Source organism: Ectorhizobium quercum, from assembly GCF_026552795.1.
Taxonomy (GTDB): domain Bacteria; phylum Pseudomonadota; class Alphaproteobacteria; order Rhizobiales; family Rhizobiaceae; genus Ectorhizobium; species Ectorhizobium quercum.
This window is the reverse complement of sequence record NZ_JANFPI010000002.1, coordinates 663,235-677,309: the sequence shown is the minus strand read 5'-3', so window position 1 is coordinate 677,309 and position 14,075 is coordinate 663,235. Positions and strand designations below refer to the sequence as shown.

Sequence of the window (14,075 nt, the reverse complement as noted above, 5' to 3'; positions counted from 1 at the left end):
CCTTGGCGGGGCCGCGAGGAAAACGGGCGTCGCAGGCCTGTGTCATGGGAGGATTCCAGCTTTGCCTGAGGGTCCCGGCAATGTTGTTTGCCGTGGAGGGCGGAGCTTTGTCCGACGATGGCCGGCGTACGTGCCGATCGGATACCCGTGCCGGATCTGTTCAGCCGGGCGGGATTTTTTGAGGAGGAGAAATGAACACCATGATCAGGAAATTCTTTCTGGCGACGGCCCTGTGCGCCGTGATGGCCGGTGCAGCTCATGCGGAGAAGATCGGCGTGGCGATGTCGCTGTTCGACGACAACTATCTGACGGTGCTGCGCCACAATATCCAGCGCCACGCCACGGAGCTCGGCGTCCAGGTGCAGATGGAGGATGCGCAGGGCGACATCGCGCGGCAGCAGTCGCAGATCGAGAACTTCGTCGCCGGCGGCGTCGACGGCATCATCACCATGCTGGTCGATGCCGACTCCGGCCAGGCGATGTCGAGGATCGCCGCGCGGGCAGGCATTCCGCTGGTCTTCGTGAACATGCTGCCCGCCAACATGGATACCTTCCCCGAGAAGCAGGCCTGGGTCGGCTCCGACGAGGAGCAGGCGGGCGAATTGCAGGCGAAGGAAGTGTGCAGGCTTCTCGGCGGCGAGGGTGAGGCGGTGATCCTGATGGGTCAGCTCGGCACGACGGGCCAGCGCGGCCGCACCGCGGCGGCGGAGCGGGTGCTGGCGTCCGACGAATGCAAGGGGATCAGGATCCTCGACAAGCAGACCGCCAACTGGATGCGCACCCCGGCGATGGACCTGACGACGAACTGGATCACCTCCGGGCTGTCGCCGACCGCGGTTCTGGCCAACAATGACGAAATGGCGCTCGGCGCCATCCAGGCTCTGAAGGCATCGGGCCTGGGCGTGAGGGATGTGGTGATCGCCGGCGTCGACGCCACGCAGGATGCTCTGGCGTCACTGGAAATGGGCGATCTCGACGTCACCGTCTACCAGTCGGCCAAGGGACAGGGCGAAGGCGCGCTCGACACCGTGCTGAAGATCGCGCGCGGCGAGCCTTACGAGCAGAGGGTCACGGTTCCCTTCGAACTCGTCACTCAGGAAAATGTGGACGATTACAAGACCAGGAACTGATCCGAAACGGGCGTCCGGGACAAGCCCGGGCGCCTTCCGCATCAGGCCGGGCATGCCCGGACCCCTCGATAAAACGGGAATAGACATGGTTTCCGCGACGACATTGCAGGCCATCGAGCGCTACAAGGAAAAAAACCGGCCGTACCTTCTCGAGATCGAAGGGGTGCGCAAGGAATTTCCCGGCGTCGTGGCGCTCGACAACGTGCAGTTCAGGCTGCGTCCCGGCACGGTCCACGCCCTGATGGGTGAAAACGGGGCCGGCAAGTCGACCCTCATGAAGATCATTGCCGGGATATACACGCCCGACAGGGGAGCGATGCGCCTGCGCGGGGAGGAAATCCACCTGAAGGGGCCTCGCGACGCGCTGGAATGCGGCATTGCCATGATCCATCAGGAACTCGCCCTGATGACCTCCATGACGGTGGCGGAGAACATCTGGATCCGCCGGGAGCCGAGAAACGCCTTCGGGCTGATCGATCATGCGCGCATGGCCGCCGATACGAGAGAGCTTTTCGAGCAATTGAAGATCGGGATCGACCCGCTGGCCGAGATCGGTTCGCTGACCGTGGCCCAGCAGCAGATGGTCGAGATCGCCAAGGCCGTTTCCTACCAGTCGGACGTGCTGATCATGGACGAGCCGACCTCGGCGCTGACCGAGACGGAGGTCGAGCATCTTTTCGGCATCATCCGCGACCTTCGCGCCCGCGGCATCGGCATCGTCTACATCACCCACAAGATGAACGAGCTGTTCGAGATCGCCGACGAGTTTTCGGTTTTCCGCGACGGCACCTATGTCGGCACGCATGCCAGCACCGATGTGACCCGCGACGACATCATCCACATGATGGTCGGCCGCGAGATCACCGAAATGTTTCCCAAGGAAGAAGCCGAGATCGGCGATGCCATACTCGAGGTCGAAAACCTCGGTCTGCCCGGTGTTTTTCACGGCATAAGCTTCACCCTGCACCGGGGCGAAATCCTCGGCGTGGCCGGTCTGGTGGGGTCGGGACGCTCCAACGTGGCGGAGGCGCTTTTTGGCGTCGTTCCGGCGAAGGAAGGGACGATCCGGGTGAACGGCCGCGAGGTCACGATCCGCTCGTCGGCCGATGCGATGCGCGAGGGCATGGCGCTCCTGACCGAGGACCGCAAGGAAACGGGCTGCTTCCTGCCGTTGTCCATTCTGGAAAACATGCAGATCGCCGCCCTGCACGAAGGCCATGTGCGCTTAGGCTATGTCGACGAGGCGGGGCTGACGGCGCTGTGCGACGACATGCGGAAGCGCCTGCGGATCAAGACGCCCAATCTCGACGAGCGTATCGAGAACCTGTCGGGCGGCAACCAGCAGAAGGTGCTGATCGCCCGCTGGCTGCTGACCAAACCGAAAATCCTGATCCTCGACGAGCCGACGCGCGGTATCGACGTGGGTGCCAAGGCCGAAATCCACCGCCTGATCTCGCGGCTGGCGCAGGACGGCGTTGCCGTCATCATGATCTCGTCGGAACTGCCTGAGGTTCTCGGCATGTCCGACCGGATCATGGTCATGCACGAAGGGCATATGACCGGCATTCTCGACCGCGCCGAGGCGGATCAGGTGAAAATCATGGAACTGGCGGCCCGTTGAGGCCGAAACGGCGTTCACGCCGGGGAGGAAAACAGGATGGACAATGTGCAGGTCGAACCGGTGGTGCGGACTGGACGCAAATTGCCGCAGGAGGTGAGCATCCTGACGGTGCTGGTCGGCGTGGCGCTGGCCTTCGAGTTGCTCGGCTGGATTTTCCAGGGGCAGAGCTTCCTCATGAATTCGCAGCGCCTGACGATCATTATCCTTCAGGTCTCGGTGGTCGGAATCATCGCGGTCGGGGTGACGCAGGTCATCATCACCGGCGGCATCGATCTGAGTTCCGGCTCGGTGGTCGCGATGACGGCGATGATCGCGATGAGCTTCGCGCAGAGCGCCGACTATGCCCGCGCCGTCTACCCGAGCCTGACCGGCCTGCCGGTCATCGTGCCGCTCGCCATCGGCCTGGGGATCGGTCTTCTCGCCGGCATCATCAACGGCACGCTGATCGCCAGGACGGGCATTCCGCCCTTCATCGCCACACTCGGGATGATGGTCACGGCGCGCGGCATCGCCAAGTGGTACACGAAGGGGCAGCCGATTTCGTTTCCGACCGAGAGCTTCTCGGCAATCGGTTCCGGCGCGTGGCCGGTCGCGATCTTCCTGATCGTCGCGATCGTCTTCCATATCGCCCTGCGCTATACGCGCTACGGCAAGTTCACCTACGCCATCGGCGCCAATGCGCAGGCGGCGCGCGTGTCGGGCATCAATGTCCCGAGCCATCTCACCAAGGTCTATGCGATTGCCGGCCTGCTGTCGGGACTGGCGGGGATCGTCACCGCCGCCCGCGCCGAGACGGCGCAGGCCGGCATGGGCATGATGTACGAGCTGGATGCGATCGCGGCGGCCGTCATCGGCGGAACCTCGCTCGCCGGCGGGCGCGGCCGGATCTTCGGCACGGTGATCGGAACGATGATCCTCGGCCTGATGATGTCCGGCTTCACGTTCCTGCGCGTCGACGCCTACTATCAGGACATCGTCAAGGGCGTGATCATCGTCGCCGCCGTCGTCGCCGACGTCTATCGGCAGAAGGCGCGCAGCAAGAAGGCCTGACGCGCCGGACGGAAGGGACCGTCGCGCACTTTTCCTGAAACTGCTCTACCGGCCCGCAGCTTCGCGCTGCGGGCATTTTCGTGGGGGTCGATTGTCCGGAAATGTTTGACGCGCCTGCGTCAGGCGCCCGTCACGGTGGGGATGCGCGGTGCGGTCATGTTCTGCTGTACCCGGGCCGCGACCGCGACGGTGAGGGCCTGGGCGAGACACATCGGCGCGGCGAGCGAGCGCGAAAAAGTATAGTCATGCTCAGGCACGGCGAACAGAACCCTGGCCGATTTGGCCAGCGGCGAAAGCGTGCTGTCGGAAATCGCCACGATGGGAACGCCGGTCTTTTCCGCCTCCTCGACGATGTTGACCACTTCCGTGGCGTAGAACCGGAAGGAGACGGCAATCAGCACATCGCCCGGCCGCATGGTGCGCGCCATGTGGGTCGCCAGTCCGCCCCCGGGGTCGAGCAGCACGCAGCGCTTGCCGAGCATGGTCAGAATGTAGCGCAGCAGATCGACGACCGGCGCCGAGCGGAGCTGGCCGATCAGGTACACCGTGTCCGCCGCCTCGATGAGATCGGTCGCCGTCGACAGGTCTTCGGCGCCGATCCGTTCGAGCATATCCTGCAAGGAGGCGATGTCGCGGACGACAAGATCGTGCAGGAAGCCGTATTCGGACCTGTCCTCGCGGTTTTGCAACTCGTTGCCGAGGGCGCGCACCCTGGCCTCGAAACCGGGGGCGGCGGTCGCCAGGCGCTTCTGGAAGAGGGCCTGCAATTCCTTGAAACCCTTGTAGCCCAGCGCCTGGGCAAAACGCACGAAGCTCGATGCGTGAATGCCGCAATGCTCGGCGATGGTGTTGACCGACTGGACGGCGACATCGTTCGGATTCTGCGTCAGGTAGACCGAGATGCGCTGATAGGTCTTGCTCATCTGATCATGGCGCTCATGAATCAGGCGGATCAGATCCTCATAATCCTTGGGCGGGTCTTCTGCGTGCGCTTGCTGCTTCATGACTGGAACTTGCAATAATTGTTGCGAAATGCCAAGCGAAATGATCTGCGATGCGGGGGCAGGAAGAGGGGCCTTCAAGGCTTCGTCCCGACGGTTCTCCTGCCGATTGCGCCTATGGCCGGCATCGCGCAGCTATTCGAAAGGGATGGGCGCCCGGAGGGAGAGCCGGGCGCCCGGCCTGTGGGGGCCGAAGCCCCCGGCGGCGGCCGCCACGGGAGGGATGTGGGCGGCCGATTTCGGTGGTCTCAGGCGACGCTCATCCATTGCCGCGCGGCGGAGGACCTCTGGATGGTCTCGACCAGCTGCTGGATGCGCAGCCCGGCGGCGAAGCCGAACGGCTCCGGCGTTTCGCCTGCGATGGCGCGCATATAGCCTTCCACCTCGATCGCCTTCAGATCGTTGAAGCCGAGCTGGTGCCCCGGCGCGACGCAGAAGCGGCCATAAGGCTGGTGGTCCGGCGCGGCCTCGATCCGCCGGAAGCCACGGCGTCCGGCAGGGTCGGCGCTCGAATAGAAATGCAGCTCGTTGAAGCGTTCCTGGGTGAAGGCCAGCGCGCCTTTGGTGCCGTAGACCTCGAAATCGTGCTGCATCTTCCGGCCCGTGGCGATCCAGTTGCCCTCGATGGAGCCCTGCGCGCCGTTCGCGAACCGCACGAAGGCGCGGCCGACGTCGTCGACCTCTATCCTGCGGGTGCCGCCCTTGCCGTCCGGACGCTCGGGAATCAGGGTGACACAATCGCCCATGACCTCGGCGATCGGGCCGAGCAGGAATTCGGCCGTGGCCAGCGCATGGCTGCCGATGTCGGCCAGCGCGCCGCCGCCGGCCGGATCGTGGCGGAACGTGTAGGGGCCGGAGGCATCGGCCATGTAATCCTCGGCGTGAAGGCCGCGATAGCCGCGAATCTCGCCGAGTTCGCCGGCGGCGATCATGTCGCGCGCCAGCCGCAGCATCGGGTTGCAGAGGTAGTTGAAGCCGACCTGCGTCTTCACGCCCCGGGCCGCCGCCGCTTCCGCCATCTCCCGCGCATCGGCGGCGAGCGGTGCCAGCGGCTTTTCGCAATAGACGTGCTTGCCGGCGGCGATGGCGGCCAGCGCCATTTCCTTATGGAGCGCATTGGGAGCGGTGATGTCGACGAGGTCGATTTCCGGGTTCGAGACCAGTTCCCGCCAGTTCGCCGTCGAGTGGGCGAAGCCGAAATCGGCGGCGGCGCGGGCGGCGGCCTCCCCGGTCACGTCGGCAACGGTGTGCAGCTCCAGGCGATAGGGCAGGTCGAAGACCTTCTCGGCCGAAGCGAAGCCGAAGACATGGGTCTTGCCCATGAAGCCGGTGCCGATCAGGCCGATGCGGAGGACGGGTTTTTCAGGCATGTGCGAAATCCGGATTGACGACGAGGCGCGGGTCGATGGTGCCCGCAAGGTAATTGACAGCGTTTTCGATGGAGAGGATGGCCATGCGTTCGCTGCATTCGGCGGTGAGCCCGGCGATGTGCGGCGACAGGATCACGTTCGGATGCGCAAACAGCGGCGAGCCGTCGACCGGCGGCTCCTCGTCGAACACATCGACGCCGGCGGCGCCCACATGCCCGGAGGCAAGCGCATCCGCCAGCGCCTGCTCGCAGACGACGCCGCCGCGCGCGGTGTTGGCAAGGATGACCCCGCCTTTCATGAGCGCGATCTCCGCCTGGCCGATGGCGGGCCTGTCGCCCCTGGGAATATGCACCGAAATGCAGTCCGCCCAGCCAAGCCCTTCTTCGAGCGTAACGGGCCGCACCGGGCCTTCCGGCCAGCCGGCGCGTTCAAGGAAGGGATCGTAGGCGCGAATCTGCATGCCGAAGCCGCCGGCCATGCGCGCCAGATGCCGGCCGATTCGCCCATAGCCGAGGATCAGCAGGTTCTTGCCCGAGATTTCCTGCTGTTCCAGCCGGTTGCGCCAGCCCCAGTGTTCCGGCTCCCGGACGGCGCGGTCGGCGAGAAGCGCGCGCTTCGCCCCGGCGAGCAGTTGCATCATCGCATGCTCGGCTACCGAAACGGAGTTCACATCGCCGACGATGGTGAGCGCTATCGCGCGCGCGTTCAGCGCCGCAAGATCGACGGAATCGTAGCCGACGCCGTGGCGCGAGACGACCTTGAGCTTTTCGGCCCGGGCGATCGTCGCCGCCGAAAGCGGCTGCGTGCGGATGACCAGCGCATCGGCCTTGTGGATCAGCGGTGCGTAAGAGGGCTCCGAGACGTCCTCTACATAGTCCACGCCGAAGCCCCGGGTTTCGAGCTCCCCGAGCAGGGCGACGCCCGAGGGATGGAGTTTACCGGCGACCAGAAGATGCGGCATCAATACGCTCCTTTCGTCGCTTCGACGGCGGCCGCCTTGGTCAGGTCGCGCCACGTCTTCACCGAGGCGGCGGCGGCGGCGGAAAGCAGCCGTGAATCCCCGGAAACGGTGGTCAGGTCGAAGCCCCACTCCACCGCGCGGGCGGCATATTCGGCGGTGCCGCAATGCAGGCAGGCACGAATGCCGTTTTCCTTGCAGGCGGCGAGAATGTGCCGGATCAGTTCGATCATCTCCGGCTCCTCGCGGTCGAAGCCCGGCGGCAGCCTGCCCTCCTGCGTGCCGAGGGTGAGGTCGGCGGGACCGACATAGATGCCGTCGAGGCCGGGCGTGGCGGCGATGGCCTTCAGGTTCTCGACGCCCTGTCGGGTCTCGATCATCGCCAGAGCCAGAACCTCGTCGTCCGCGGTAACGCCGTAGCCGCCATAGGCGAAGGCCGCGCGGGTGGGGCCGAAGCTGCGCTGGCCGTGCGGCGGATAGCGCATGTAGCTGATGAATTCGGCGGCTTCGTCCGCCGAGTTGACCATCGGGCAGATGATCCCCTGCGCGCCGGCATCGAGCGCCTTCATGATGGCGCCCGGCTCACGCCAGGGCACGCGCGCCATAGGGGTGACGCCCGAGGCCCGCATGGCCTGGAACATCGGCAGGACCGAGCCGTAGTCGAGCGCCCCGTGCTGGATGTCGATGGTCACGGAATCGTAGCCCTGCGCGGCCATGATCTCGGCGGTGAAGGCATTGCCGATCGACAGCCAGCCGTTGATGGCGGGCTTGCCCTCGGACCATTGCTGCCTGAGCTTGTTGGTGAACATCGGGCCCTCCTCAGAACACGATTTGCGCGAGCTTGGTATCGAGATAGTCCTCGATCCCTTCGATGCCGCCTTCGCGCCCCATGCCGGAATGGTTGGTGCCGCCGAACGGCGCCTCGGATGCGGCGAGCGCGAAGCTGTTGATGCCGACCATGCCGGATTTCAGCGCAGCGACGGTGCGCCGCGCCCGGTCCGGCGAGCGGGTGAAGGCATAGGCGGACAGGCCCATGTCCGAGGCATTGGCGCGTTCGAGCGCCTCCTCCTCGGTCGAAAAGCGGGTAATCGCCGCAATGGGCCCGAAATTCTCCTCGGCGAAGACCTTCATGTCGTCGGTGACGTCGGTCAGCACCGTCGGCTCGAAGAAGAAGCCGCTGTTGAGATGGGCGGGACGCTTGCCACCGTGGGCGATCTTCGCGCCGGCGCGGACCGCATCCTCGACGATGGCTTCGATTTCCTTGAGCCGGCCGGCATTGATCAGCGGCCCCATGCCGGTTTCGGAATCGAGGCCGTCGCCCAGCCTGATCTTTTCGGCACGCGCGACGAACCCGTCGACGAAGGCGTCGTGCAGGCTGTCATGGACGAAAATCCGGTCCGGCGTGACGCAGACCTGGCCGCAATTGGCGAATTTGGTCGGCACTGTCAAGTCGAGGGCATTTTCGAGGTCGGCGTCGTCGTAGACGATCAGCGGGGCGTTGCCGCCGAGTTCCATCGACACTTTCTTCACCGTAGCCGCGGCATCGCGGATCATCTGCTGGCCGACGCGCGTCGAGCCGGTCAGCGAGACCTTGCGCACGCGGGTATCGGCCATGATCGGCTGATAGGTGTCGGCGGTCGCGCCGACGACGAGGTTGACGGCACCGTCCGGCAAGCCGGCGGCGCGCAGGCAGTCGACCATCACCATCGCGACGCCCGGCGTCTGCGAGGAGGGGCGGAGCACGACCGGGCAACCGGCCGCCAGGGCCGGCGCCAGTTTCCGCGCCGGCAGGGCGGCGGGGAAGTTCCAGGCGGTGAAGGCGCCGACGATGCCGATCGGCTCGCGCGTCACCTCGAAGCGCCCGCCCGGCACCCGGCTGTCGACGATGCGGCCGTAGATGCGCCGGGCTTCCTCGGCGAACCAGCGGAACTGGTCGCAGGCGAGCCCCCATTCGCGGCCGGACTGGACGAGCGGCTTGCCGGTTTCGATGGAGATCATCCGCGCCGCCTCGTCGGTGCGGCGGATCATCTCGTCGGCTGCCTTGTGCAGGGCCTCGGCACGGGCGAAGCCGCCCAGCCGGCGCAGTTCCGGCAGGGCGCCGGCGGCGGCGTCGAGTGCTGCGCGCGTATCCTTTTCGGTGGCGAGCGGCACGAGGCCGAGCGCCTTCTCGCTGACCGGAGAGACGACTTCCCCCGTTACGGTGCCGGCTGTCCAGCGACCGTTTATGAACAGTCCGAATTGTGCGTACATGGGCTTACCCGATCTCGCTGGTTCTTACGGTTCTTCCCTCGGCGATCGAGCGGATCGCCGCCTCGGCGAGGATGAGGGCCTGACGGCCGTCCTCGAAATCCACTTCCGGCGCCTTGCCCTGTTCGACCGCATCGACGAAAGAGTCGATTTCGGCGGCGAAGGCTTCGGCGTAGCGCTCGATGAAGAAATTCAGCAACGGCGCGGCCTGGTCGGTGTAGCTGTCGCCGTAGAGCCTGAGATGATTGAGCGGATGGTTCTCGGAGATCGCCATGCCCGCGCTGCCGAACGCCTCGACCCGCTGGTCGTAGCCGTAGACGGCGCGCCGCGAGTTGTTGATGATGGCCTGCCGGCCCGAGGCGGTCTTGAGGATGACGCTCACCGTATCGTAGTCGTCGCACCGTTCCATCAGCGCCGGATCGACCAGACGCGAGCCGGTGGCGGTGACTTCGGCCACGTCCTCTCCCAGGATGAAGCGGGCCATGTCGAAATCGTGGATCGTCATGTCGCGGAAGATGCCGCCCGAAACCTCGACATAGGCATCGGGCGCCATGCCCGGATCGCGCGACGTGATGACGACCTGATGCAGTTCGCCGATCTTGCCGTCCTCGATGGCGCGGCGGACGGCGCTGTGCCCGCTGTCGAAACGGCGCACGAAACCGAGCATGACCGGCACGCCGCTTCCTGCTATAGTCCGTGCGCAGGCGTTGACGCGGTCGAGCGACAGGTCGATCGGCTTCTCGCACAGGATCGGTTTTCCCGCCGCCGTCGCCTGCTCGATGAGGTCGGCGTGCGTTGCCGTCGAGGTGGCGATCAGCACGGCGTCGACGTCAGGGGAGGCGAGCACGGCCTCCACCGAATCGAAGCGGATCGCGCCGAGTTTTTCGGAGACCTCCACCGCCGCCGGCGCGAGGACGTCGAAGACGCCGGCCAGTTCCGCGCGGGGATGGGCCGCGATGTTTTCCGCGTGCATGCGGCCGATGCGGCCCACGCCGAGCACTGCAATTTTCAGCATTCAAATCTCCTCCCGAGAATTTTCGCAATAATCATTGCAAAATATTGCGCTTGTCAATATGTATTCCGATGCAAGATCACATACCCCATCCGCAGGAGGAGGCGAGATGACCCGTAAGACCGTGCGACTGACTATGGCTCAGGCTCTTGTCCGTTACCTATGCAACCAGTTCACAGAGATCGACGGCGAGCGCGTGCCGCTTTTCGCAGGCGTGTTCGGCATCTTCGGCCACGGCAACGTGACGTGCCTGTCCGAAGCGCTGGAAACGGTGCAGGACACGCTGCCGACCTGGCGCGGCCAGAACGAGCAGTCGATGGCGCTGGCGGCCATCGGCTTCGCCAAGGCGAAGCGCCGCCGCCAGATCATGGTCGCCGCGACTTCCATCGGCCCCGGTGCGCTGAACATGGTGACTGCCGCCGGCGTGGCGATGGCCAACCGCCTGCCGGTGCTGCTTCTGGCCGGCGATACGTTCGCAAATCGCCTGCCCGATCCGGTGCTGCAACAGGTCGAGCATTTCGGCGATCCGACGATCACCGTGAACGACGCCTTCAAATCGGTCGTGCGCTACTGGGACCGGATCGTCCTGCCCGAACAGATCCTGCAATCGCTGCCGCAGGCGGTGGCGACGATGCTCGATCCAGCCGATTGCGGCCCGGCCTTCATCGGGCTGGCGCAGGACACGCAGGAGATCGCATTCGACTATCCCGAAGTGTTCTTCGAGCCCAAGGTCTGGAAGATCCCGCGCCCGCGCGCGGACCGCGAGACGGTGGCCGCCGCCGCGGAGCTTCTGAAGACGGCGAAGCGGCCGCTGATCATTTCCGGCGGCGGCGTGCGCTATTCTCTCGCCGAGGAAAAGCTTGCGGAATTCGCCGCGAAGCACGGCATTCCGGTGGTGGAAACCATCGCCGGCAAGGGTGCGCTGACGCATGAGCATCCGGTTCACGCCGGCCCGATCGGCATCGTCGGCTCGACCTCGGCCAATGCGCTGGCCAAGGAGGCGGACGTGATCCTCGCCATCGGCACGCGCTTGCAGGATTTCACGACCGGCTCGTGGACGGCCTTCTCCCAGCAGGCGCAGTTCATCTCGATCAACGCCGCGCGTTTCGACGCGGTGAAGCACCGGGCGCTTTCGGTGATCGGCGATGCGCTGGAAACCGTGACCGAACTCGACTCCGCGCTCGGCGACTGGAAGGCCGACGAGCGGCTGCTGCCGCAGGCGAAGGCCCTGTTTTCCGAATGGAACGCGCTTCTCGACGAGCATCAGCTTCCCACCAACGTGCCGGTTCCCTCCTATGCGCAGGTCGTCGGCGTGCTGAACAGGGTCGCCCGTCCCGAGGATACGCTGATTGCCGCGGCGGGCGGCACGCCCGGCGAGGTGGTCAAGGGCTGGCGGGTGAAGAACCCGAACACCTTCGATTGCGAGTTCGGCTTCTCGTGCATGGGCTACGAGATTTCCGCCGGCTGGGGATGCGCCCTGGCGCAGGAAGGCCCCGGCGGAACGGGCGGAACGCCGATCGTCATGCTCGGCGACGGCACCTACATGATGATGAATTCGGACATCTATTCGGCGGCGCTGACCGGCCACAAGATGATCGTCGTCGTCTGCGACAATGGCGGCTTCGCGGTCATCAACCGTTTGCAGCAGGCCAAAGGCGTTCCGGGCTTCAACAACCTGCTGGCCGACAGCCGCATCCAGAACCGTGAAAACCCCCTCCACGTCGATTTCGTCAAGCATGCGGAAGCGATGGGCGCCAAGGCGCGCAAGGCCGAAAGCCTCGCCGATCTCGAGGACGCCCTGAAATGGGCGCAGGACAACGATGGCGTCACCGTCATCTCCATCGTGTCCGACGCCTGGAAATGGGTGCCGGGCGATGCCGACTGGGATGTCGGCGTTCCGGAGATCTCGACGTTCGAGACCGTCCGCGCCGCACGGGCGGCGCAGGAAAAGATCCGTTCAGCGCAGCGCGTGGGTGTCTGACATGAAGGCAAGACTTGGGATCGCGCCGATCGCGTGGTGGAACGACGATCTGGCGGAGCTTTCGGACGACGTGAGTCTGGAGGAGTGCCTTCGCCAGGCCTCCGAGGCGGGGTTCACGGGCATGGAGACGGGGCGCCGTTTCCCGATGGACATGAAGGAACTGGGACCGATTCTCGACCGCTACGGGATTTCGGTCTGCGGCGGCTGGTTCTCGGGCCTGCTGCTCGACGGCGACATCGAGGCCGAGAAGGAGCGTATCGCGCAGCAGATGGACTTCTTCATCGCTGCGAAAGCGCCCTGCATCGTCTACGGCGAAACCGCACGCTCCATTCAGGGCGTGCGCTCGGCGCCGCTTGCGACGAAGCCGAAGCTTTCCGAAGACGAGATGGCCGCCTATGGCCGCAAGATTTCGGATTTCGCCGACTGGTGCGCGGGGCAGGGCATGCCGCTTTCCTATCACCACCACATGGCGGCGGCGGTGGAGACCGAGGCGGAACTCGATCTGCTCATGAAACATTCCACGGTGCCGCTGCTGTTCGACGCCGGCCACATGGCCTTTGCCGGCGGCGACGTCATGCGGGTGATCGAGAACCACCATGCGCGGATCACGCATGTCCATACCAAGGATATCCGCCGGAACGTGGTGGAGGGACTTGACCGTGCGAAAGAAAGCTTCCTCGATGCGGTGATCAAGGGCGCGTTCACCGTGCCCGGCGACGGCGACCTCGATTTCGAGGCGATCGTCAAGGCGCTGGCCGCCAAGAGTTACGAGGGGTGGTTCGTGGTCGAAGCCGAGCAGGACCCGGTCGCCAATCCGCCGCTGGACATGGCCCGCAAGGGACACAGGGAATTGTTGCGCGTCATGGACGCTGCCGGTTACGAGGTCGTGAAATGAACCGTATCGATGGAAAGATTGCCGTCGTCACTGGCGGTACGCAGGGGCTGGGCGCGGCGGTTGCGCAACTCTTCGCCGAGGCAGGGGCCGGGGGGATCGTGATCGTCGGCCGCGGAGTGGAAAAAGGGCGGACGGTGGCGCAGTCCATCACCGGGGCGACCGGTGTGCCGGTCGAAATGGTGCCGGCCGATCTCGAGAATATCGACGATGTGCGCGGTGTCATTTCCTCCGCCGACAAGCGCTTCGGTCGCGTCGACATCCTCGTCAACGCGGCCGGCCTGACCGACCGCGGTAATATGCTGAATACCACGCCCGAGCTTTTCGACCGCATGTTCGCGGTGAATACGCGCGCGCCCTTCTTCCTGATGCAGGACGCCGCGAAGGTCATGATCCGCGAGGGAGTCGAAGGCCGGATCGTCAATATCGGATCGATGTCCGGGCTGGCGGGGCAGCCTTTCCTCGCCCCCTATGCCAGCTCGAAAGGGGCGCTCGCCACGCTGACCCGTCATGCCGGCTTTTCCCTGATGCGTCACCGCATCCATGTGAACCAGCTCGATATCGGCTGGATGAATTCGGATCACGAGCGCGCGCTGGTGCTGTCGGAAACGGGCGATCCGACCTTCATCGACCGTGCCGCCGCCGCCAAGCCCTTCGGCCGGATCCTCGATCCGAAAGAGGTCGCGCGCGCCGTCCTGTGGATGGCTTCGGACGACAGCGGCATGATGACCGGTGCGGTGATCCCCTTCGACCAGTCGGTCTACGGCGGCTATGACGACGCGCCGGTGCCGGCGGCCAAGCTGGAGGCCTGAC

12 protein-coding genes are annotated in these 14,075 nt (G+C 65.3%); 6 read left to right on the top strand and 6 right to left on the bottom strand.

Annotated features, from left to right (window positions below; genetic code table 11):
- Window positions 1-203 precede the first annotated feature (203 nt).
- From NOF55_RS07815 to NOF55_RS07805, 3 genes are all read left to right on the top strand, one after another.
- Window positions 204-1,130: a sugar ABC transporter substrate-binding protein gene (locus NOF55_RS07815; RefSeq protein ID WP_306410957.1), complete on the top strand. Its 927-nt coding sequence runs from the start codon at window positions 204-206 to the stop codon at window positions 1,128-1,130.
- Between the two features lie 85 nt (window positions 1,131-1,215).
- Window positions 1,216-2,751 (top strand): sugar ABC transporter ATP-binding protein, encoded by a 1,536-nt coding sequence (locus NOF55_RS07810; protein WP_306410780.1) that lies wholly within the window; start codon window positions 1,216-1,218, stop codon window positions 2,749-2,751.
- Window positions 2,752-2,787: 36 nt separating this feature from the next.
- The gene (locus NOF55_RS07805) at window positions 2,788-3,801 is read left to right on the top strand and encodes an ABC transporter permease (protein WP_306410779.1); all 1,014 of its coding nucleotides are present in this window, start codon (window positions 2,788-2,790) and stop codon (window positions 3,799-3,801) included.
- A 119-nt stretch (window positions 3,802-3,920) separates the two neighbouring features.
- On the opposite strand, the gene NOF55_RS07800 is transcribed toward NOF55_RS07805, so the two are convergent.
- From NOF55_RS07800 to iolG, 6 genes are all read right to left on the bottom strand, one after another.
- A complete protein-coding gene (locus tag NOF55_RS07800) occupies window positions 3,921-4,805 on the bottom strand; it encodes a MurR/RpiR family transcriptional regulator (RefSeq protein ID WP_306410778.1) in 885 nt (294 codons plus the stop codon).
- A gap of 245 nt (window positions 4,806-5,050) precedes the next feature.
- A complete protein-coding gene (locus NOF55_RS07795; RefSeq protein WP_306410777.1) occupies window positions 5,051-6,172 on the bottom strand; it encodes a Gfo/Idh/MocA family protein in 1,122 nt (373 codons plus the stop codon).
- A complete protein-coding gene (locus NOF55_RS07790; protein WP_306410776.1) occupies window positions 6,165-7,133 on the bottom strand; it encodes a hydroxyacid dehydrogenase in 969 nt (322 codons plus the stop codon). The genes NOF55_RS07795 and NOF55_RS07790 overlap by 8 nt, the downstream gene beginning before the upstream one ends.
- On the bottom strand, window positions 7,133-7,939 hold the full coding sequence (locus NOF55_RS07785; protein ID WP_306410775.1) for an HpcH/HpaI aldolase family protein: 807 nt from the start codon (window positions 7,937-7,939) through the stop codon (window positions 7,133-7,135). The genes NOF55_RS07790 and NOF55_RS07785 overlap by 1 nt, the downstream gene beginning before the upstream one ends.
- Window positions 7,940-7,949: 10 nt before the next feature.
- On the bottom strand, window positions 7,950-9,380 hold the full coding sequence (locus NOF55_RS07780; protein WP_306410774.1) for an NAD-dependent succinate-semialdehyde dehydrogenase: 1,431 nt from the start codon (window positions 9,378-9,380) through the stop codon (window positions 7,950-7,952).
- Between the two features lie 4 nt (window positions 9,381-9,384).
- Entirely contained in the window at window positions 9,385-10,392 is a 1,008-nt protein-coding gene (gene iolG, locus NOF55_RS07775; protein WP_306410773.1) for an inositol 2-dehydrogenase, read from the bottom strand.
- A 106-nt stretch (window positions 10,393-10,498) separates the two neighbouring features.
- On the opposite strand from iolG, the gene iolD reads away from it, so the two are divergent.
- From iolD to NOF55_RS07760, 3 genes are read left to right on the top strand one after another with little or no spacing between them, the layout of a single operon-like run.
- Entirely contained in the window at window positions 10,499-12,370 is a 1,872-nt protein-coding gene (gene iolD / locus NOF55_RS07770; protein ID WP_306410772.1) for a 3D-(3,5/4)-trihydroxycyclohexane-1,2-dione acylhydrolase (decyclizing), read from the top strand.
- A gap of 1 nt (window position 12,371) precedes the next feature.
- Window positions 12,372-13,265, top strand: a complete 894-nt coding sequence (gene iolE / locus NOF55_RS07765) for a myo-inosose-2 dehydratase (protein WP_306410771.1) — start codon at window positions 12,372-12,374, stop codon at window positions 13,263-13,265.
- Complete coding sequence (locus NOF55_RS07760; protein WP_306410770.1) at window positions 13,262-14,074, top strand: SDR family oxidoreductase; 813 nt, start codon at window positions 13,262-13,264, stop codon at window positions 14,072-14,074. Before iolE ends, NOF55_RS07760 begins: the two co-directional genes overlap by 4 nt.
- Window position 14,075 lies beyond the last annotated feature (1 nt).

Excerpts from the sequence above, each read along its gene's own strand:
- iolE (WP_306410771.1), top strand. The coding sequence starts at position 12,372 with ATGAAGGCAAGACTTGGGATCGCGCCGATCGCGTGGTGGAACGACGAT.
- NOF55_RS07800 (WP_306410778.1), bottom strand. The coding sequence starts at position 4,805 with ATGAAGCAGCAAGCGCACGCAGAAGACCCGCCCAAGGATTATGAGGAT.
- iolG (WP_306410773.1), bottom strand. The coding sequence starts at position 10,392 with ATGCTGAAAATTGCAGTGCTCGGCGTGGGCCGCATCGGCCGCATGCAC.
- NOF55_RS07810 (WP_306410780.1), top strand. The coding sequence starts at position 1,216 with ATGGTTTCCGCGACGACATTGCAGGCCATCGAGCGCTACAAGGAAAAA.
- iolD (WP_306410772.1), top strand. The coding sequence starts at position 10,499 with ATGACCCGTAAGACCGTGCGACTGACTATGGCTCAGGCTCTTGTCCGT.
- NOF55_RS07805 (WP_306410779.1), top strand. The coding sequence starts at position 2,788 with ATGGACAATGTGCAGGTCGAACCGGTGGTGCGGACTGGACGCAAATTG.
- NOF55_RS07795 (WP_306410777.1), bottom strand. The coding sequence starts at position 6,172 with ATGCCTGAAAAACCCGTCCTCCGCATCGGCCTGATCGGCACCGGCTTC.
- NOF55_RS07760 (WP_306410770.1), top strand. The coding sequence starts at position 13,262 with ATGAACCGTATCGATGGAAAGATTGCCGTCGTCACTGGCGGTACGCAG.
- NOF55_RS07785 (WP_306410775.1), bottom strand. The coding sequence starts at position 7,939 with ATGTTCACCAACAAGCTCAGGCAGCAATGGTCCGAGGGCAAGCCCGCC.
- NOF55_RS07790 (WP_306410776.1), bottom strand. The coding sequence starts at position 7,133 with ATGCCGCATCTTCTGGTCGCCGGTAAACTCCATCCCTCGGGCGTCGCC.
- NOF55_RS07780 (WP_306410774.1), bottom strand. The coding sequence starts at position 9,380 with ATGTACGCACAATTCGGACTGTTCATAAACGGTCGCTGGACAGCCGGC.